At 34.0% G+C, this 18,708-nt stretch carries 18 protein-coding genes; 7 read left to right on the top strand and 11 right to left on the bottom strand.

Features of this window, described 5'->3' with window-relative positions; all coding sequences use genetic code 11:
* The first annotated feature begins 8 nt into the window (after positions 1-8).
* Entirely contained in the window at positions 9-1,130 is a 1,122-nt protein-coding gene (locus tag B0M43_RS16645; RefSeq protein WP_078007234.1) for an efflux RND transporter periplasmic adaptor subunit, read from the top strand.
* A gap of 8 nt (positions 1,131-1,138) precedes the next feature.
* Positions 1,139-4,186 carry an efflux RND transporter permease subunit gene (locus B0M43_RS16640; protein WP_078007235.1) on the top strand — a complete coding sequence of 1,016 codons (3,048 nt, stop codon included), beginning with the start codon at positions 1,139-1,141 and terminating at the stop codon, positions 4,184-4,186.
* 47 nt (positions 4,187-4,233) lie between these two features.
* On the opposite strand, the gene B0M43_RS16635 is transcribed toward B0M43_RS16640, so the two are convergent.
* Together B0M43_RS16635 and B0M43_RS16630 are read right to left on the bottom strand one after the other, a co-directional pair.
* A complete protein-coding gene (locus tag B0M43_RS16635; RefSeq protein ID WP_078007236.1) occupies positions 4,234-4,413 on the bottom strand; it encodes a hypothetical protein in 180 nt (59 codons plus the stop codon).
* Positions 4,414-4,795: 382 nt separating this feature from the next.
* On the bottom strand, positions 4,796-6,100 hold the full coding sequence (locus B0M43_RS16630; protein ID WP_078007237.1) for a M20/M25/M40 family metallo-hydrolase: 1,305 nt from the start codon (positions 6,098-6,100) through the stop codon (positions 4,796-4,798).
* Between the two features lie 512 nt (positions 6,101-6,612).
* Here B0M43_RS16630 and B0M43_RS16625 point away from each other — a divergent pair.
* Together B0M43_RS16625 and B0M43_RS16620 are read left to right on the top strand one after the other, a co-directional pair.
* Complete coding sequence (locus tag B0M43_RS16625) at positions 6,613-7,263, top strand: DUF4145 domain-containing protein (protein WP_078007238.1); 651 nt, start codon at positions 6,613-6,615, stop codon at positions 7,261-7,263.
* 20 nt (positions 7,264-7,283) lie between these two features.
* A complete protein-coding gene (locus B0M43_RS16620) occupies positions 7,284-8,039 on the top strand; it encodes a hypothetical protein (RefSeq protein ID WP_078007239.1) in 756 nt (251 codons plus the stop codon).
* A 203-nt stretch (positions 8,040-8,242) separates the two neighbouring features.
* Here the strand turns inward: B0M43_RS16620 and B0M43_RS16615 are convergent, their stop codons facing one another.
* The 8 genes from B0M43_RS16615 to B0M43_RS16580 form a co-directional block, all read right to left on the bottom strand.
* A complete protein-coding gene (locus tag B0M43_RS16615; protein ID WP_078007240.1) occupies positions 8,243-8,956 on the bottom strand; it encodes a hypothetical protein in 714 nt (237 codons plus the stop codon).
* Position 8,957: 1 nt separating this feature from the next.
* Entirely contained in the window at positions 8,958-9,458 is a 501-nt protein-coding gene (locus B0M43_RS16610; RefSeq protein ID WP_123921800.1) for a hypothetical protein, read from the bottom strand.
* Positions 9,445-10,287: a ParA family protein gene (locus tag B0M43_RS16605; RefSeq protein ID WP_078007590.1), complete on the bottom strand. Its 843-nt coding sequence runs from the start codon at positions 10,285-10,287 to the stop codon at positions 9,445-9,447. The genes B0M43_RS16610 and B0M43_RS16605 overlap by 14 nt, the downstream gene beginning before the upstream one ends.
* 199 nt (positions 10,288-10,486) lie before the next feature.
* On the bottom strand, positions 10,487-11,065 hold the full coding sequence (locus tag B0M43_RS16600; protein WP_078007242.1) for a DUF4833 domain-containing protein: 579 nt from the start codon (positions 11,063-11,065) through the stop codon (positions 10,487-10,489).
* Positions 11,066-11,428: 363 nt separating this feature from the next.
* Positions 11,429-11,860: a GtrA family protein gene (locus tag B0M43_RS16595; protein WP_078007243.1), complete on the bottom strand. Its 432-nt coding sequence runs from the start codon at positions 11,858-11,860 to the stop codon at positions 11,429-11,431.
* 1 nt (position 11,861) lies between these two features.
* Positions 11,862-12,548 carry a CDP-alcohol phosphatidyltransferase family protein gene (locus B0M43_RS16590; RefSeq protein ID WP_078007244.1) on the bottom strand — a complete coding sequence of 229 codons (687 nt, stop codon included), beginning with the start codon at positions 12,546-12,548 and terminating at the stop codon, positions 11,862-11,864.
* A gap of 152 nt (positions 12,549-12,700) precedes the next feature.
* Positions 12,701-13,507, bottom strand: a complete 807-nt coding sequence (locus B0M43_RS16585) for a phytanoyl-CoA dioxygenase family protein (RefSeq protein ID WP_078007245.1) — start codon at positions 13,505-13,507, stop codon at positions 12,701-12,703.
* Between the two features lie 228 nt (positions 13,508-13,735).
* Positions 13,736-14,524 (bottom strand): SDR family oxidoreductase, encoded by a 789-nt coding sequence (locus B0M43_RS16580; protein WP_078007246.1) that lies wholly within the window; start codon positions 14,522-14,524, stop codon positions 13,736-13,738.
* Positions 14,525-14,832: 308 nt separating this feature from the next.
* Here B0M43_RS16580 and B0M43_RS16575 point away from each other — a divergent pair, with 308 nt between their 5' ends.
* The 3 genes from B0M43_RS16575 to B0M43_RS16565 all read left to right on the top strand — a co-directional run bounded on the left by B0M43_RS16575 (position 14,833) and on the right by B0M43_RS16565 (position 17,478).
* A complete protein-coding gene (locus tag B0M43_RS16575; RefSeq protein ID WP_078007247.1) occupies positions 14,833-15,681 on the top strand; it encodes an AraC family transcriptional regulator in 849 nt (282 codons plus the stop codon).
* Between the two features lie 84 nt (positions 15,682-15,765).
* The gene (locus tag B0M43_RS16570) at positions 15,766-16,332 is read left to right on the top strand and encodes a DUF417 family protein (protein WP_078007248.1); all 567 of its coding nucleotides are present in this window, start codon (positions 15,766-15,768) and stop codon (positions 16,330-16,332) included.
* Between the two features lie 150 nt (positions 16,333-16,482).
* On the top strand, positions 16,483-17,478 hold the full coding sequence (locus B0M43_RS16565; RefSeq protein WP_078007249.1) for an SDR family NAD(P)-dependent oxidoreductase: 996 nt from the start codon (positions 16,483-16,485) through the stop codon (positions 17,476-17,478).
* 546 nt (positions 17,479-18,024) lie between these two features.
* Here the strand turns inward: B0M43_RS16565 and B0M43_RS16560 are convergent.
* Positions 18,025-18,393 (bottom strand): helix-turn-helix transcriptional regulator, encoded by a 369-nt coding sequence (locus B0M43_RS16560; RefSeq protein WP_078007250.1) that lies wholly within the window; start codon positions 18,391-18,393, stop codon positions 18,025-18,027.
* Positions 18,394-18,708 lie beyond the last annotated feature (315 nt).

Genomic DNA, 18,708 nt, shown 5'->3' with positions numbered 1-18,708 from the left:
CAATACTTATGAAATCAAAGATTAATTCATCCGTTCGCCTTTCAGACGCGGGGCACGAACACAAAAAAAAATATTTTACGCTTGTGAGTAAAAAATCAATAGTAATATGTCTTTTTGCTTTTCCTGTTTTTTATGCCTGTAAAGAAGAGAAAAAAGAGCATAACCAATTTGAAACTGCGGATATTGTATCCATTAAAACAGCACCGGCCGGATCATTAGCTGTTACAAGTAATATAAGCGCTTCTGGTTTGGTCACAACAGAAAACACTGCCAATTACAGCTTTAAAATTGGCGGTTTAGTAAAGCATATTTATGTCGAGGAAGGGCATTTTTTTAAGAAAGGACAGCTTTTAGCCGCATTAGATGAAACCGAAATCAGTGCGGGTTTAAACCAGACCGATTTAAACGTAAAAAAATACGAGAGGGATTATACGCGCGCCAATAATCTCTATAAAGACAGCGTATATACTTTAGAGCAGCTTCAAAATACAAAAACAGGTCTTGACATTGCCCGAAAACAAAAAGATGCCGTTGCTTTTAATGCCCGTTATGCCAAGATATATGCGGCGGCAGATGGCTTCGTGTCTCAAAAAATAGCCAATGAAGGCGAAGTTGTAGGGCCAGGTTCTCCCATCTTAGCTATAAATGAAACATCCCACAACAATAATTACCTGTTAAAAATTGGACTGACAGATAAAGAATGGGCATCGGTTAAAATCGGCCAGAAAGCATCCGTGACGCTGGATGGTTATCCTGATAAAAAATTTGATGCCGTGGTTTTTAGAAAATCACAGTCTGCTGATGCTGCTTTGGGATCTTTTCAGGTAGAATTAAAACTGAACATGAAAAACAGTAAACCTGCAGTGGGCATGTTTGGAAAAGCCGAAATACATGCCGATACTGCCCAGGATTTGATCACGATTCCTTATGATGCGCTTATCGAAGCAGACGGTAATAAGGCTTTTGTTTTTTTAGTTGAAAATAATAAAGTGAGAAGACAGCCTGTAACCATTTACAAATTTGAAAACAAAATTGTCTACATCAAAGACGGCCTTGAAAAAACAGATCAGATAGTGATCTCGAACAGCGCCTATTTGAACGAAGAATCAAAGATTAAGATCATTAAATAATAAGCACCATGAAGATTACAAACTTTGCCGTTAAAAACTATCAGTTCACGCTGATCATATTTCTTCTCGTGTCTGTTGTAGGGTATCTGACCCTGTTTTCAATGCCGCGATCAGAAGATCCTTCTACTCATCCTCCACAATATCTGATTACGGTTATTTATCCCGGAACCAGTCCAAAGGATATGGAAGAACAGGTAGTAAAACCTATTGAGAATAAAATTTACGGGCTGGAGAACATCGATAAAATCCTAACTACTGTCGAAGATGGCGTAGCTGCCTTTCAGGTAAAATTTAAATATGGGGTTGATGTAGATAATAAGTACCAGGAAATTTCTACCGAAATGAATGCGCTGCAGGCCAGCGAACTTCCCAAAGATATTTATCTGATAAAAACCGAGAAAATTGCTTCATCAGATGTAAAAATTCTTCAGGTGGCTTTAATTTCAGAAAATGCATCAGATAAAAAACTGCGTGATGCAGCAGATGAATTGAAGACAAGACTGGAAAAAATTACCAATCTTAAAGACGTAAAATATGCAGGAATACCGGAACAGGAAATTAGAATTGACCTGCAGCTGGATAAACTTGCGCAGTTAAAGATTCCATTAAACCTGGTGATGGGAAGTCTTCAGAGTGAAGCTGCCGATATTCCCGGAGGAAGCATCAATCTTGACAGTAAGGTGTTTAATGTAAAGACAAGCGGTAAATTTAAAAATGCCGATGATGTTGCCAATACGGTTATCTACAATGCAAATGGTAAAATAATCTATATGAAGGATGTTGCTGAAGTCGGCTACAAATCTGAAACAGTAGATCATATTACCCGCATCAACGGACATCGCTGTGTTTTAGTTACTGTAGGTATGAAAGACAACGTCAACATAACCGATGTCCAAAAACAATTTTTACCAATAGTAGAGGAATTCTCTAAAGATCTGCCTCAAAACATAAAGCTGGTTAAAAACTTTGACCAGGCCAATATGGTATCGCAGCGTCTGGGGCATTTGGGCTTTGATTTTACCCTTGCGATTGTTCTGGTGATCATTACGCTTTTGCCATTAGGATCAAGAGCTTCATTGATTGTAATGATATCCATCCCACTCTCATTGGCTTTAGGGCTTATTGTCATGAATGCATTCGGTTATTCGTTAAATCAATTAAGCATTGTAGGTTTGGTGGTGGCATTAGGACTTCTGGTGGATGATAGTATTGTGGTCGTCGAAAACATCGAACGCTGGCTTCGTGAAGGTCATTCTAAAATGGATGCTGTTTTAAAAGGCACCAAACAAATAGGCCTTGCTGTTGTAGGCTGTACAGCCACTCTTGTTATTGCTTTTTTACCGCTGGCTTTTCTTCCTGATGTATCAGGTGAATTTATAAGAAGTCTTCCTATGGCAATTATTACAAGTGTACTGGCGTCAATGATTGTGGCGATGACATTGGTTCCGTTTCTGGGAAGCCGGTTTTTAAAAACACACGAACATGGCGAGGGGAATGTTTTTCTTCAGTACCTGCAAAAATTCCTGACACGATCTTACAGCAGGATTATGCCTAAGGCATTGCAATTCCCAAAAACAACAATTGCTATATCCATAGCATTGAGCCTAACTGCCTTTGGACTTTTTAAGGCTACCGGATTCAAATTATTCCCAACTTCAGAGAAACCAATGTTTCTTATTAATATAAAAATGCCGCTTCAGGCCAACCTGACAGAAAGTGACAGGGTAACAAAACTAATCGAAGCTGAACTGAAAAACCATAAAGAAATTGTCTTTTATACGGCCAATGTCGGCAAGGGAAATCCGCAGATTTATTATAACGTACACCCGCAGGACAGAAAACCTGATTTTGCACAGATTTTTGTACAATTGGAAGATGAGGCAAAACCTACCGAAAAAACAGCTTTGATTGAAAGACTCCGTGAAAAATTCAAGACAATGCCTTATGCTAAAATCGAAGTTAAAGATTTTGAGCAGGGAACGCCTCTGGAGGCCAACATTGTAGTGAGACTATTTGGAGAAGATCCGGCCATTCTGCGTAAGCTTTCTTCTCAAGTTGAAACAATATTACGCAATCAGAAAGGAACAGTTTATATCAACAATGAACTCAACACGTACAAAACAGATGTCAAAGTAAAAATTAATAAAGAAAAAGCAAGAACATTAGGCGTAATGACAAGTGAGGCAGATAAAGTGGTACGTCTTGCTGTAGCCGGATTAACGGTTGGGGATTACATTGATGACAGAGGTGATGCCAGAAATGTTACACTTACACTGCCCAGAGATAAATTTTCTAATCTGGATGCTTTAAAAAATTTGTATGTAAATAATATTCAGGGAACGCCTATTGCGCTGAATCAAATTGCAGACATCTCTTTTGAAACTTCGCCAACAACGATTAATCATTTCAATAAATCCCGTTTTGCTAAGGTTACAGCGTTATCAGACAAAGGTTATTATGCTAATGATTTATTAACGGAGATCATTCCTAAACTTGATAAACTTAAAATGCCAAAAGGCTATTATTATAAATTGTCAGGTGAAAAAGAATCCGAAGGAGATGCGCTTGGAGGGAATTTTCTTTCGGTAATTATTCTGAGCACCTTCCTTTTCATTGCTGTACTGCTATTGCAATTCAAAACATTCAAAGGGATTATCATTGTACTTTCCATTATTCCATTGGGAATTTTAGGAGGGGTTGTGTTATTACTTATTAACGGAAGTCCTATGTCTCTGGTGGCTATTATTGGTTTTATTGGTCTATCAGGTATTCAGGTTAAAAATTCACTGCTGCTGGTCGATTTTACCAATCAGCTCAGACAGGAAGGACACTCTATTGATGAAGCAATTGCTATTGCCGGAGAAACACGCTTTCTACCCGTGGTGCTGACTTCCATAACGGCAATCTGCGGTCTTATTCCGCTTGCGCTGAATTCGAATCCTTTAATTGCACCGCTGGCTATTGTGCTTATCGGCGGACTGATAAGTTCGACCATTCTGTCCAGAATTGTAACTCCTGTAATGTACAAGCTAATGCCTCCAAGTATTGAAAAATAGTAAAGATGTTTCATTTTATAAAATGAAACCAAACAGAGGTTAAATAACTATTCTTTTACTTCTTGTGAATTCTTTTTGGGTACGGTAGTCGTGTCCGATTTAGTGACCGTAGAGTCAAGACTTTTTCCGTCACTACCCACTCCCGCACTTAAATTACCTTTACATGAAAATAGTAATTGAGTAAACAACAGGAGTACTATAAATTTTGAATGTAAGTTCGTTTTCATACTTTAAATTATTTAGAGATAGTTTGAAAATAATCCGTTTAAATGATAAATTGACTTAAAGTTAGTGAAATAATTGGTTCTGGACAACGAATCCTGACTGGTTAACCGTAACATTTCAATAGAAGATCAGGAAATATAATTTTACTCTAACCCTGCTCTCCGAAGTGTTCTTCTTTACGATGCGCAATTCCGAAAGTATTAGGGACTGACTTTGCGCCATTTTAAACAAATATAATTGAAAACAGAAACTTCATAAAGTCTCTGACTTTACAACTAATTTTCTTAGATACTAATTTATAGTGATCCGCACACACAAATAATAAAAAAGCACTGAAAACCAATCATTTTCAGTGCTTTTTCTATTTTTTATAATTTATTTATTCTATTTCAATTGAGTAGTATCTACTCTTGTTGGCGTATCTTTTCCGCTAATAATCGAAGAAGAACTTAATGCAATTGCTTTTATTATTTGGGTCATGTTATCAATATCCAAAGTTTCAAATTCATCATCGGCGGTGTGATACGTTAGCTCATTATCCATTTTTGAAGTCGATATCGTATGAGCAGGAACTCCAAGCCTGGCTAATGTAGCGTTGTCTGAGCGGTAAAATAATTGTTGTTCCGGATAAGGATCTGCATAAAATTTAAAACTTGCTCCTGTTAAATTAGCTTGTAAAAGCTGCCCCATATTCGACTTTTCGAAGCCTGTAATGTAAGCCGAGTTTTTACCCCATTTCGATTCTGTTCCTATCATTTCAATATTGAACATCGCAATCACTTGTTCCGGCGCAAGCTGTTTAGAAAAATATTTGGCTCCATAACCCCCTATTTCCTCCGCTACAAATGCGGTAAAAATAATAGTACGCTCGTTGTTATTTTGTTTTTTAAAATATTTCGCCAGCATAATTACTGCTGTTGTTCCGGCCGCATCATCATTAGCACCATTATATATAGAATCTGTTGCAGGATGCGGAGCACCTTCTTCGGGAGAGCCTACTCCTAAATGATCATAATGCCCTGAAAAAATCACATACTCGTTTGGTTTCGTTTTTCCGGGTAATACTCCAACAACATTATTCAATGTTTTTTTGGAGATTGTATTCGTTAATTCAACAGAAAATGTAGTCGCTGCTGTGGTGCCAAAAACAAACAGAATCGTATTGTTTCCAGGAGTAGCATTTATTCGTTCAATGTGTTGAATATTGGGTAAAACTTTATCAAATGAAGGGTCAACTAGTACCAAAAGATTTTTCGGACTTTTATAATATTCATTAAATTTCTCGCCAATGTTATCTCCTTTATTGATTTTTACAATAGCAATATCGCTTTTATCCGTTAAAGAAACCTGAGGAAGATAAGAGAATGTTGCAACCTGATTGTTATTGATTTCTTTGCCATCAATAGTAATTTTTGAAGAAACGGGTTTAGAGGCAGTCAACGAAAATTCTTGTTTGTAATTCGTTGCTGCATTAAAAGTTTGCAAACCAATTGCTTTAAACTCTGATTCTATAAAGGCCGATGCTTTGTCAATACCGGGAGTAAAAGTTCTCCTGCCTTGCATATCATCAGCTGAAAGTATTTTCTCTATACGAGTTACTTCCTTGTTCGTAATAATTTTATCAATCGATTGTCCCTGTACAATATAACATTGACTTAGAACAAACATACTAACAATAATTTTTTTCATATTTTACTTTTATAAATAATATTTTGGTTAAACCAAAAGTACGTTAATTAAAATAATTAAGGAATAATAATTAACAATGGAAGTCAGAAGACTTTCATTAGGTCTAAAATTTCTAAGAAGCAAAAAAAATGCGCAAAGTCAGAGACATTTGCGCAGCTTTTCATAAGGAAGACTTCGGAGAGCTGGGGCTTTTTCATTTTCCTTCGTTCGGATGTTTTAATCATAGATAAGTGCTATTTTGAATTGAAATTATTATTGTAGTTTTACTACTTTATTAAGATTTAAAATCGGCTATTAGAAAAGGAGTTGTCCGAGGTGAAATAACACAGCGCGACCCCATTATTTATAAATCTGTGGCTGACGCAGAACCTTAATTAATTGAAAAGAAATCGAATAAGAAAGATCGTAAAGCTAAAAAGTGATTCTGAATACGATGATTTGAATGTAAACATCGGCGAAGAAGATAGTGAGTTGATTGAGAGATTAAAGGAAATTGTTAATAAAAGTAATCTATGAAAGAACAATATATAGCCCCTGAAATAGAATTGAAAGCGTTTAATTGTCCACATTGTCACGTTTATGCCAATCAATCATGGAATTATGTGGAGGCATCAATGCCTTCTAGTAGTGGATTAAGACACAAGCATTTCATAAAACAATTTAGGATTTCATATTGCACAAGTTGTGCAGGTAACACTATCTGGGAGGGTGAAAAAATAGTATTTCCTTTAAATACAATTGTCGAACCTGCAAATTTAGATTTACCGCCGGATATAATTGAAGATTATAATGAGGCTGCAAATGTTCTTAATTTATCACCGCGAAGTTCAGCCGCATTGTTAAGATTAGCTATTCAAAAATTGTGTAAACATTTGGGTGAGTCTGGTGATAATATTAACAACGATATTAAAAACTTAGTTGCAAAAGGTTTACCGGTACAAGTCCAAAAAGCATTAGATACCGTAAGGGTTATAGGAAATGAATCTGTTCATCCGGGTGAATTAAATCTCAACGATAATAGAGAAGTTGCTAACGCACTTTTTAAACTTGTAAATTTTATTGCAACTAAAACAATTACAGAACCAAAAGAAATTGATGAATTATATGTTTCATTGCCACAAGGAAAATTAGATGCAATCGAAAATAGAGACAATCCAAAGTAACCGTGATAAATTAAGTATAAATGTTTGATGAAACAAAAAAATCTGTAGAATCTATTCTTTCTCAAAGGCTTACAAGTCCGTTTTATGGTACATTGATTATATCCTGGCTAATTTGGAACTGGAAAATTATTTACCTGACAATTTTTGTTAGTGAGGATAATATTAAAGGAACTAAGATTGAATATATTGTTACCAACTACAATGATCCATGGCTTATTGTGTATTTTCCATTGCTTTCTACAGGTGCACTTTTAATATTTCTACCTTTTGTAACAAATGGTGCTTACTGGCTTGATTTAATTTTCAACAAATGGCGAGTTAACAAAAAAAACTTCGTTGAAAGTAAACAACTCTTGACAATTGAAGATTCAATTAATTTAAGAGAATTGTTACTTACAAGTGAAAAACGTTTTGACACTTTGCTTGCAGATAAGAATGCAGAAATTGAACAACTAAAAGCTATCATAGAAAATTCGAAGGCTCTCAACTATAATGTTCCTGACATTGGAGATAGAACTAATAAAGATGAAATACAGAACTTAGTTAAACAAATAACGGAAAATGATAATCTAAAAAAAGCATTTAAAATTATAGAAGATCATATACTTGGAAGAAGGCCCGATAATGATTTAAGGAATGAACGAGAAATTACAGCTGATATTTTAAGATTTTATGTTTCAAATGACATAATTTCTAGTTCTAATAATTTTAGCTACAAATGGACAACAAAAGGGAAATCCATATATAAAATAATAGCAAATAATGAATTTGCGTAAATACTGCATTTAAGGAAAAATAATTTTAAACTTCCCACTCATCCCAAAACATAATTATGAAGACTGAATTTCCACATATTAGCTCAGTAATTGCATTACAGTCGAGGTCACAAAAAATCCCATTTCTTACGAAATGGGATTTTTTTTTATATCGATCACGCGGATTTGTAACCCGTTGTACTAGCTTTTTAGCTGTACTACGTTTAATCAATTCCTTGAATTTTTCGTTTAATATTACCTGGAATAGAATTTAAAATATTTTCCCTGTTTCTGTGATGCATCTTAAAGTAATGATAATTATATTTTAAAACTATTAACGAAATATACGAAATAACAAGTTTTATTAAAGTACTTCTTACTTCATTAGCATTTTGAATGTCGAATTTTGGAAAATAATTCATTGAAGTAATATGCGACATATTTAAAGTAGTTGCTGTATGAGTATCAGCACATAAATCTCCGTATGTTTGATGAATTAATTGAAAAATTCCTTTTTGTGGTTCATCTTGATAAAAGGTATGTGCTTTTAGGGTATCAAAAATTTTATAAAGACTTTTTTCTGTTGTTATTCCGGGGTAAATATCTAAATTATATCCTTTTAAAAATGTTTCAATAGAGGATCGTAACATTAGCTTAGAAGGTTTATAAGAACCATTTATAAGAGTAAAAAAAGAATTTCCTATGTCGGAACAAGATTCCTTAACGAACTTAATCTGTTCTTCACTAATATTTGGTGTAATACTAAGATCATTTTTTAGAGCTTCTAATTCGCTCACTATTGTTAAGTAAGAAAAATATTTTTTGTGAACTGAAGAAATAATTTCTTCAAATTCTCCTTTTCCAATAACGTTGTTTAAAGAATATTTTTTTAAAAAATCTATTAAGTTTTTAAAATCTACTGTGATTTCTCTAGACATTCTAATATCTATTATTTAATTCAAATATTGCATCATTCCAAGAGAAATTTGCATTGCTATTTTTCTTTATTTTTATATCTATTAATCTTTCCTCACTATTACTTAAAGAAATTAGTGCATCAACTAATTTTTCTAATTCAAAATCATTTAAATTTCTTATATCACAGATAATTAATCCAATTAATTCATATCTAGTCCGTTTTTCAGATCTTGTTATTTTTATTTTTAAGATGTTTTCACCAAAATCAACTAAATCCTTATTGCTTTTAAACAGTTCTTGATCTTGAAGGAAGTTTGGCAAAAGGCCAATTAATTGGTCTTTATTAGGATTTTTTGATCTGTATTTATCAGAAACTATTGAACTAGTTTCTTTTATATTCATAGTATATTTTAGAATTTCTGGTAATTCTTTTAATTTCAAGGGATTGTTCTCAATAATCCAAGATATCTCTTCAATCATATTGATTGCTTGATTTAGTTTTTTTATTTTATTTTTGTCCATCATTAGTTCTTTTAATTAATTCACTGGTTATACCAGCGAGATTAAGCTTCGCTTCACTATCATCTAAATCTAGAATAAAGGTTTTATTCATCTGCGATCTAGCAATCTCAGTTCTTTTTGGCAATTCTTTAGCAAATTTAAACTTTTTCCACTTACTTTCATTTAAGAATTTTAAAGCATCTTTATAAACTCTAGTATTACTTTCAACCATTGTAAGTACAACACCACAACACTCAATTTTTAAATCAAGATTTTCTTTTCTTTCATTTATAATACTTTGAAGTAAATCTATACCAGTAAAAGAAATTGGATCTGGTTTAACAGGAATTAAATAAAAATCGGAAGCTAATAAAGCACTTGTCATCCAAATTGAAGGAGTAGGCGGAGTGTCAATTATAATATAATCGTAATTATTTTTTTCGTTTATTAATTTAATATACTTATTTAATTTATTTTCTCTTCCTTCTCCGGGAGACATTTCAATTCTATAAAGTTCAAGATTACCTGGTAAAAGCGAAAAATTATTTTTAATTAATATTGGTTCAATTTCATCTAATTTTTTTGGTGTACTGCTATCAATTCCATCTACGGTAGAAATTATTGGTCTTACATTTCGGTCGTAAACATTAATAATGGTGTCTTTTTTATTTTTAAGATGTTCTACGTATTCGTCAGGAGACATTAAGCATTGCGTAGAATTGAACTGAGGATCTATGTCTATTAAGAGAACTTTAGCACTATTTCTAGATGCTAAACAGTCACATAGGTTAACTGATAAAGTTGTTTTTCCAACTCCACCTTTCATATTTATTAAACAAATAACTTTCATTTTATATATTTTTCTAGTTTTTGTGTTAGTAGTGCCGATGACCTGCATATATTCCTGACGATATCCCACTTATCTAATAAGAATTAGGTCGATATGTCTGATAAATATCAGTATTTAATTGCTTTCAAAAATAGGATTTTTATTTCATAAACCAGTAAACGGACTTTTTTATTCGTTGAATAATTTTGATACAAATATCTTACTTCAACAAAATCCTCTCAGTAATCATTTTATTAGAAGAAATATCAATTCCGGTAACTTCAGCATACTTTACATTGGGCAACCAAAAAGAACCTCCTTCAATGCGCACAAATATTTTTTCTACCTGTATTTTTTTCTGGTTTACATTTACAAAAACATGATATTTTTGGTCTGAATCTACCTTTTTCAAGGTTAAGGGTAATTTTTTATACGACACAAATTGAAACTCAAACTCCTCATTATTTACCGTTTTTGTTTCTATTCCGTAGGCAAATTTGCGTTGTAAATAATTAAGATCTTTTTTTTCTCCTTTTTCAGCATATCGAATCCAATACGCTTTTATAGGATTGCTTTTGTCTATTTTTCCATTTTCCTGGTAGTTTAGGGCGTAAATAGCAGTGTTTATATTCGGGTCACGCTGAATGTAAAACAGCATATTATCTATATTTTTCGGCGTTGGAAAATGTAATGGCGATGGATTTTTGGATTGTGCCAATACATTTCCGGAAATTATATTGACTAAGAGCGTTATAACGATTAGTGATTTTGTAAAATATTGAAATGGTAATTTATTCATAAACGAAATTTTTATATGACATTGGGTATAATTATTTAAACACACTTCGACTCCGCTCGTGCAGGCTGGAAACATAGCTTTAAGACATTTAAAAAGGCGTTTCACATGTTTTAATGAAGATTAACTCTTTCAGAATCCGCAATCTTGTCATCTCGACGAAGGAGAGATCACACAAGAAACTCGACAAAGATTGGCGAATATCTGACCGGAAATACTAGTGTGATCTCTCCTTCGTCGAGATGACAAACTTTGTTTTACTTCTCTGTCTTTTTACTACTTCCTTAACTTAATGACATTGGGCTTTGGGACTATGTGTTAGAACAGAAAAACCACAAAATTACACCCAACTGGTTATTGATATACTTAATTTGATTCGACTGCATTCTGTTTTTCGTTTGACCTGAAAACCCAATTTTTAATCAGCGGATAGTTAAATCCATAAGAAACAAAACTATCAATGATTAATCTTCCGATTCTGTAATCGATTTGAAATGATTTTTGCAAAATAAGCGTACCAAATGATTTTAAGGAAATGCTTCCCAAAACCACCAACGCAAATTTAAAAAGCTGACTGTTGATGGGACTGCTATAACCGGATTGATTTTTAAATACCCAAAATCTATTGATGCTGAAATTGATAACGGCGCCAACGGTTCCAGAGATTAGGATAGAAAAGGTAAAATGCAGTTTGAATACTTCTGTTAACAAAATCATCAAGACATAATCGGTAATGCCGCCTAAAAATGCCGCAACTTGTGCTTGTAGAAAAGTGATTATGGATTTTTTGCTGAACATATCAGTATTGGTTTTTATCTTTTAAATCGCCTAGCTTTAAAAGTTTTAAGCTGTCTATGATATTAATTATAAGCAACACAATAGTGATTAAACCAGCCAAATAGGTAATGGATCCCAGAAATAAAACTTCTATAATTAAAATGAAAGCAATAATAAATCGAAGTTCTGTTGGACCAACAGCGCCAGAATCTATACTGTATTCATTGGTTATTTTATAGCGCAACTGACTGATGATGATCGACCAGCCATACAAGGCAACAAAAGCAAAGGCTACTATTTGTGTGCCGTTTTCGGCATAAATGTAGTAGCCAAAGCCTATAAGTACAATGCCAATCCAGTCGGCAATAATATCGAGTGCAAAACCATACCAACGACGCGGCATATTTCTATAATAAGCCAATCTTCCGTCTAAAGAATCACCTAACCAATTTATAGCCAATCCGATAATACCCAAAAGCAAATACCAATTGGCGAAATAAGTACCTAAAACAAAAGCTAAAAAAACGATTCCTGAACCCAATGTACCTATTAAAGTGAGTATGTTGGGCGAAATGAATTTAGGTACTTTTGGAAGCAAAAATACAATCGTTGACTGTTCTGCACTTTTTAAAATATTAGTGCGCTGACGGTCTGAAAATGTTCTTTGTGCAATTGCACTAAAATCTTCACCCTGTGTTTCTTTTCCCATTAATAAAACAATATTACTAAGCCTGCGAGTAAGCCAATTCTAGTTTTACAATTTTTAATTTTATCTTTCTTTGCGTTTTTTTAAAGAAATCGCTGGTTCTTTTTAGCTTACCTGATCTTACCAGATAACTAAATGCAAGAGCAATCAGCATATTATTTAACAATACCTGCAAAACGTTGATAAAAAACCGTTGGGCTGTTCTCATCTTTTGGAGCATATTTTCCAGCTATAATTGGAACATAAATAACCCTTCTTCTGCTTTCTTCGCCGCGAATAGTTGATTCAGCTACTCTGTGCCACAAACGGCCATCGTGAATGGTTAAATCTCCAGCTTCCGGAGTGATGGAAACTTCCTGTGGATCGGGTTTATTATCTAAAAAGTATTTTTTACGAAAAAGCATTTGATAAACACTTTGCTTGTGCGTACCAGGAATGATTTTAAGGCCTCCGTTTTCGGGTTGTAAAGTGCTTAAGTGAATCCCCACATTGAGCATTGGGTTTAATTTTCCACCATAAAAAATATCTCTCAAACCGTCTGTATGCCAGCCCATCTTAGTAAACTTACTTTCTGGTCCGTTGATATAATGATTGAAAACCATTCCGTCTTTTTCTTCAGTACCCAATCTCGACCCCTCGCCTGCCAATGGTAATAAACTATTGAATCTTGGATCAAGTAAAAGTCCGCTTAAGGTTTGATGATGCTGATTGATAAAAGCAAAACGTTGTACAATTGGAGAACCGTCTAAATCTTTTCCGTATTTGATGGGAACGCCATTTACTTTTTGAAGGTCATTGTCAATCCATTTTTGCTCCACTTGTTTTGATGCATCAATGATGGATGAAACTGTTTCCGGATTTATAAATTTTTTGAAATGGATGAAGCCGTGTTCGTTAAAAAAGTTTGTTTGCTCAGCAGTTAATTGCTCAGTAAGGGTAAATGTTTTATATGAAGATACCATGATAAATATATTTAATAAATGAAATAATAGTGTTTGAAATTTTATCTGAAAGATTTGCAACAGCAACAACAGCAACACATTCGCATAGTGTTGGCGTGCATTCGATCTTTAATAAAATTAAACTTATTTCTCATATTAGATATACTCTATAGAATTAGTAGATATTTATACAAATGTAATATAATTTCTTATTTGCAAAGAATATTTTTTTATTTTTTTTCGAAAAAATTAAATTTTATAAATTCCGGCAGCGGTTTTTTCGATGAAAGCCTTTGGTAGTATGCGGTTGGCATAAACCGAAATGATATTGGTAAAACCCGGAATTACTTCTGATTTTTTGCTGAACACGGCTTTTACGGCTATTTTTGCCACTTCATCAGGCTGCATATTAAACTTTTCGGCCATTTTGCTAAAAGCATCTAAACCAGCTCGTGAAGCAAAACCGGTAGCAACCGGACCCGGACTAAAACAGGTTACTGAAATGGAAGTTTGGGCAAGTTCGAAACGCAAAGCACGCGTAAACGATAAAACAAAAGCCTTTGTAGCCGAATACACCGCCAGCGTAGGTACAGCCTGATAGGCAGCAGTGCTTGATATATTTAAAATGTAGGCTTGTTTTTCTTGTGAAAGTATGGGTACTAATAAATGTGAAAGTTCTACTACGACATTCATATTAAGCTGCATCATGCCAAGCTGATCGGTTAAAGAAGACTGACTAAAATCGCCCCACACACCATAACCGGCATTGTTAACTAGGAAGCCAACGGGATAATTATTCGTTTTTATCCAATCGGTTACTTTTTGTGATGCACCATTTGTCGAAAGATCTATCGATAAAAAAGCAGCATTGACGCCGTATTGAACTTGAAGAGCATCAGATAGTGCTTTTAATTCGGCTTCACTTCTTGCAACAAGCAATAGTGGATAACCCTGTTTGGCCAATTCGTAAGCAATAGCTTTTCCAATTCCTTTGCTGGCACCCGTTATTAAGGCATACGGTTTCGTTTTTTCGCTCATTTTAGTAATTTAATAATCAAATATAAAAATTAATTGTAAACTGTTGGGTCTGCAATTTGCATAATGGTACACACGCATTAAAAAAAAAACATTCTTTTTAGTTCAAATAATTTGCTCTTTTAGTCCTGAAACAAATCATCAAATTGATAAACACAAAATAGTAAGCAAAATAGTCTTAGCATCTAACGACGCACTTAATGCATACTTTATTATATAATTTAATGCTATTTGTGATATCTTTCTAAATAGTATTGAATAACAACAATTCATTCTATAAATTTACAATCATATCCAATCCAAAGTCGAAAATGAACAAAGTATTCTCAGAAAACAAAACCTTACTCTTAGGAATAGAAAAATCTGAAACTAATTTATTAGATACTCCTTTACAAATTAGCGAATATACTATCTTATTGGTAAGTAAAGGTGAAGGAATTTATCATGCTGATTTTGCCTCTTTTTCTTTTAGTGCTCCTGTGATACTATTTTCAACGCCGCAACAATCTATATCGATCAAGGAAATTTCACCATTAACCTACACCACATTACAATTTCATGGTGACTTTTACTGTATAGAATATCATAGAAAAGAGGTGGCCTGCAATGGATTATTATTTAATAATATTTACATTGAGCCTTCTATACAATTAACTACTCAACAGCATCAATTGTATTGCCAGTTAGTCGATCAGATTATTGACGAGATCCAACAACAGAGTCCATCAGAAATTGTATTACGCTCCTATCTTCAGCTGGTACTTGCCAAATCGAGCAGTCTGAAAATGACTACTGAAAAGCAAAATTTTCAAAAAGATGAAAAAATGGATCAGTTTAAAATATTGCTTGAAGAAAATTTTTTATCGCTGCATAAACCAAGTGAATACGCATCATTACTGTATATGACACCAAATAATTTCACTAAACAATGCAGCAAACGTTTCAATAAAACGCCCACGCAAATGATTCAGGAAAGATTAATTCTTGAGGCAAAGAAGCAACTTCATCTCACCCGATTGAGTATCAAGGAAATTGCTTATGCCCTAAAATTCCAGGATGAATATTATTTTAGCCGCGTGTTTAAAAAAATGACTAAAATCTCTCCTCAGACGTTCAGAAAAACAACCGGTATTTCTATTGTGGCAGATTTGTCTAGCTAATAGCGCTTTTTATCCATTCCCTATTGCTTATCGACGAGATAACTTTGCATTGTTAATGATGACAAAAACTTAAAAATCAAAACAATGAAAAATGTTCTTTTAAACACAATAGCAAATCTTGATAATCTTGGTAAAAATGCAGTACGCGCTGGTATCGTAATCGTTTTTTTATGGATTGGCGGACTTAAATTCTTTACTTATGAAGCTGATGGAATTGTACCTTTTGTGGCCAACAGTCCTTTTATGTCTTTTTTCTATGACAATCCATCTGAGTATAAACAATACAGCAATAAAGAAGGTGAATTAATTACCGAAAATCACCAATGGAACATTCAAAATAATACCTATGGTTTTGCGAATGGCTTAGGAATTTTATTAATTGGTATTGCTTTTTTAGTAGCCATTCATAACTGGGCTCCTCTTGCAAGTATGTTTGGAAGCATTTTAGTATTTATACTCACCATCGGTACACTTTCGTTTTTAGTAACAACTCCTGAAAGCTGGGTGCCACATTTGACAGATCATCAATACGGATTTCCTTATTTATCAGGACGTGGGCGTTTGGTACTTAAAGATATAGTTATACTAGGAGCCTCATTAATTACCATGAGCCAATCGGCATCACTTTATCTGAAAAGAAAAAACAGATAACGAAGTTCAAGTTCTAAATTGAAAGGCCATCAACCATAATTTATGATGAATCGCTTTTTATTATGGAGTGATCAGAATTAAAATTTTCTTAAATTACTGCAACTACAAAGCTTATTTTTAGTAACTTAAGGTAATATAAAATATTATATTATGAAAGAAACTAAAAATTTAAGCAACAGTCTTAAAGATAAAACTGTTGTTATAACTGGTGCCAGCAGCGGTGTTGGGCGTGCTGCAGCAGAAGCTTTTGCGCAGGAAGGATGCAATGTAGTCATAGTGGCCCGAGGTCAGGAAGGTATTAATCAGGTGGTAGAATATTGCCGGAATCTAAATGTTTTGGCTGTTGGCGTTAGTGCCGATATGTCTGTTGCAGAGGATGTTGATAAAGTTGTACAGCAAGCTTTGGCTCTTGACGGAAGAATTGACATATGGGTAAATAATGCCGGTGTAATGGCCAGTGGCAAATTTGAAGAAATTCCGTTAGAAGTTCACCAGCAGGTCATTAAAACCAATTTGTTTGGATACATGCACGGAGCTTATAATTCCATCAAAATTTTCAAACAACAAGATCAGGGCATTTTAATTAATAATGTATCTATTGGAGGTTTTATGCCTGCACCCTACAGTGCTGTATATTCGGCTACGAAATATGGAATCAGAGGAATGATGGAATGCCTGCAGGGCGAAATATCCAATCGCAAGCATATCCACATCTGCAATCTGTACCCTCAATTGCAAAATTCTACCGGTAATTTACATTCAGCCAAATACTCGGGATTTGACATGAAAATTCCTTTTATAGCTTCTGATCCAAGAGAGACTGCTGCGAAAATGGTGGATCTGGCCAAACATCCCAAAAAAGATACGTTTCCGGATTTTACTGCTGCCGCATTGACTACCACTTATAAATTATTTCCAAAAATGGTCATTAATTCAGCATCTGCAGCCTTACGCATGAAAATGAAACTTAATAAAGATAAAAACGATGACTCTGGAAATGTTTTGACAAACTCCAAAGAACCACTTCGGGTATATGGTAATCCACCTTCAAAAACAAAGCGAAATATTAGCTTAGCGTTATTTGCAGGACTCGGCTTTGGTGTTGCCATGATTTTAATGGGTAAAAATCGTAATAGCCTTCAATAAAAAGAACTTTGCAATGATATCCTGTTGAGCTATTAAAAGCAGCACAGGATAAAAAAAACCGCCTTGCAACAAATGCAAGACGGCTGTCCATAAAAACATAATCTTCCATTTTATGCTTCTATCTGTTCTATAAATGGTAAGCACCTGATAAGGCTTACCTTCTTTTCTTTTTTATTATCGTGATATAGTATCCGTAGGCAACAGCAATGCCTACTAAAACCAAATCCGAATTAAGGTTAACTATATAATTAGTCATATTATAACTTCTCCTGTTAAATTTATAAGAGGGAATCTCAAGACCTTTTCGGTATTATCGAAAAGTTAAGTGCTCACCTTGCAATACTACGGGAGTTTAACGTTAAAATGCTCTTGCAAAGGATGTAAAATATAACTAATTGTAATAATTAACGATACTGTTTATAAATCAAAAACCATTTAGCGATGAAGTTGTAATTGTTTGCTAAGATTTCAATAAATAAGACACTTCAGCTTTGCTATGTTTTTACTATCACCCAGATTCTTGAAAAAAATTCTAAAAGCCACTATTTACAGGCCGCCATATTTATCCTTGTAATTTTTAAGTTCATTATCTGTTCTGTCCAGCAGTTTCTCCAATAGTACAATTTTATCTCTGTACAGCCTCTCTATATTAGAAAGATCACCATGCTCATACGCTCTGGGCTTACTATAATTGCTCTTAAGGTACAAACTGCTTTCAAACTCTATAATGCTAATGAGATCCATTTCAAATATAGAGACGATTTCTTGTAGTTTATCGCAACTTAACGCTATGACTCCTTTTTCAATCTTGCTATAGCCTGCCTGTGTCATGTTAAGCCTTAAGGCCATATATTCCTGGGTATAGTCTTTTAGTTCCCTGATGTTTTTTATATTTTCGTTTATTTTTCCCGGCATTTGAATTGGTTTTGTAAATTTTCATTTTCAACTACATCATCTAGTACAAATTCATAAAGTAACCCGGCACAGCATTGCATGAGGCATTACTGCAAGGAAACCTTTAAATATCAATGCAAATCTTACTCTACGTTTGTTTTATCTTTCAATGCAACTGTATAGAATAAGACTAGCACATTTACAATCAAACAAAAAGCAATTTATCAGATGAAAGGGCTTAGCTTTTAGGCTGATTTTCCGAGAGTGTTATAAGGCAATACATATCCTGTTCTGGGGATATGTATTGCCTGGGAAAGTTTAGGAAAACTATAATGA

Source organism: Flavobacterium sp. KBS0721 (assembly GCF_002007065.3).
Lineage (GTDB): Bacteria > Bacteroidota > Bacteroidia > Flavobacteriales > Flavobacteriaceae > Flavobacterium > Flavobacterium piscis.
The sequence above is the reverse complement of the archived record's forward strand: the minus strand, read 5'-3'. Positions and strand labels throughout refer to the sequence as shown.

What these genes read in the sequence shown, in the direction of transcription:
- B0M43_RS16590 (WP_078007244.1), bottom strand. Translation starts at nt 12,548, where the DNA reads ATGGGAAAAGAAACACAGGGTGAAGATTTTAGTGCAATTGCACAAAGA.
- B0M43_RS16600 (WP_078007242.1), bottom strand. Translation starts at nt 11,065, where the DNA reads ATGAATAAATTACCATTTCAATATTTTACAAAATCACTAATCGTTATA.
- B0M43_RS16560 (WP_078007250.1), bottom strand. Translation starts at nt 18,393, where the DNA reads ATGCCGGGAAAAATAAACGAAAATATAAAAAACATCAGGGAACTAAAA.
- B0M43_RS16575 (WP_078007247.1), top strand. Translation starts at nt 14,833, where the DNA reads ATGAACAAAGTATTCTCAGAAAACAAAACCTTACTCTTAGGAATAGAA.
- B0M43_RS16640 (WP_078007235.1), top strand. Translation starts at nt 1,139, where the DNA reads ATGAAGATTACAAACTTTGCCGTTAAAAACTATCAGTTCACGCTGATC.
- B0M43_RS16630 (WP_078007237.1), bottom strand. Translation starts at nt 6,100, where the DNA reads ATGAAAAAAATTATTGTTAGTATGTTTGTTCTAAGTCAATGTTATATT.
- B0M43_RS16620 (WP_078007239.1), top strand. Translation starts at nt 7,284, where the DNA reads ATGTTTGATGAAACAAAAAAATCTGTAGAATCTATTCTTTCTCAAAGG.
- B0M43_RS16610 (WP_123921800.1), bottom strand. Translation starts at nt 9,458, where the DNA reads ATGGACAAAAATAAAATAAAAAAACTAAATCAAGCAATCAATATGATT.
- B0M43_RS16645 (WP_078007234.1), top strand. Translation starts at nt 9, where the DNA reads ATGAAATCAAAGATTAATTCATCCGTTCGCCTTTCAGACGCGGGGCAC.
- B0M43_RS16585 (WP_078007245.1), bottom strand. Translation starts at nt 13,507, where the DNA reads ATGGTATCTTCATATAAAACATTTACCCTTACTGAGCAATTAACTGCT.
- B0M43_RS16565 (WP_078007249.1), top strand. Translation starts at nt 16,483, where the DNA reads ATGAAAGAAACTAAAAATTTAAGCAACAGTCTTAAAGATAAAACTGTT.
- B0M43_RS16615 (WP_078007240.1), bottom strand. Translation starts at nt 8,956, where the DNA reads ATGTCTAGAGAAATCACAGTAGATTTTAAAAACTTAATAGATTTTTTA.
- B0M43_RS16595 (WP_078007243.1), bottom strand. Translation starts at nt 11,860, where the DNA reads ATGTTCAGCAAAAAATCCATAATCACTTTTCTACAAGCACAAGTTGCG.
- B0M43_RS16635 (WP_078007236.1), bottom strand. Translation starts at nt 4,413, where the DNA reads ATGAAAACGAACTTACATTCAAAATTTATAGTACTCCTGTTGTTTACT.
- B0M43_RS16580 (WP_078007246.1), bottom strand. Translation starts at nt 14,524, where the DNA reads ATGAGCGAAAAAACGAAACCGTATGCCTTAATAACGGGTGCCAGCAAA.
- B0M43_RS16570 (WP_078007248.1), top strand. Translation starts at nt 15,766, where the DNA reads ATGAAAAATGTTCTTTTAAACACAATAGCAAATCTTGATAATCTTGGT.
- B0M43_RS16605 (WP_078007590.1), bottom strand. Translation starts at nt 10,287, where the DNA reads ATGAAAGTTATTTGTTTAATAAATATGAAAGGTGGAGTTGGAAAAACA.
- B0M43_RS16625 (WP_078007238.1), top strand. Translation starts at nt 6,613, where the DNA reads ATGAAAGAACAATATATAGCCCCTGAAATAGAATTGAAAGCGTTTAAT.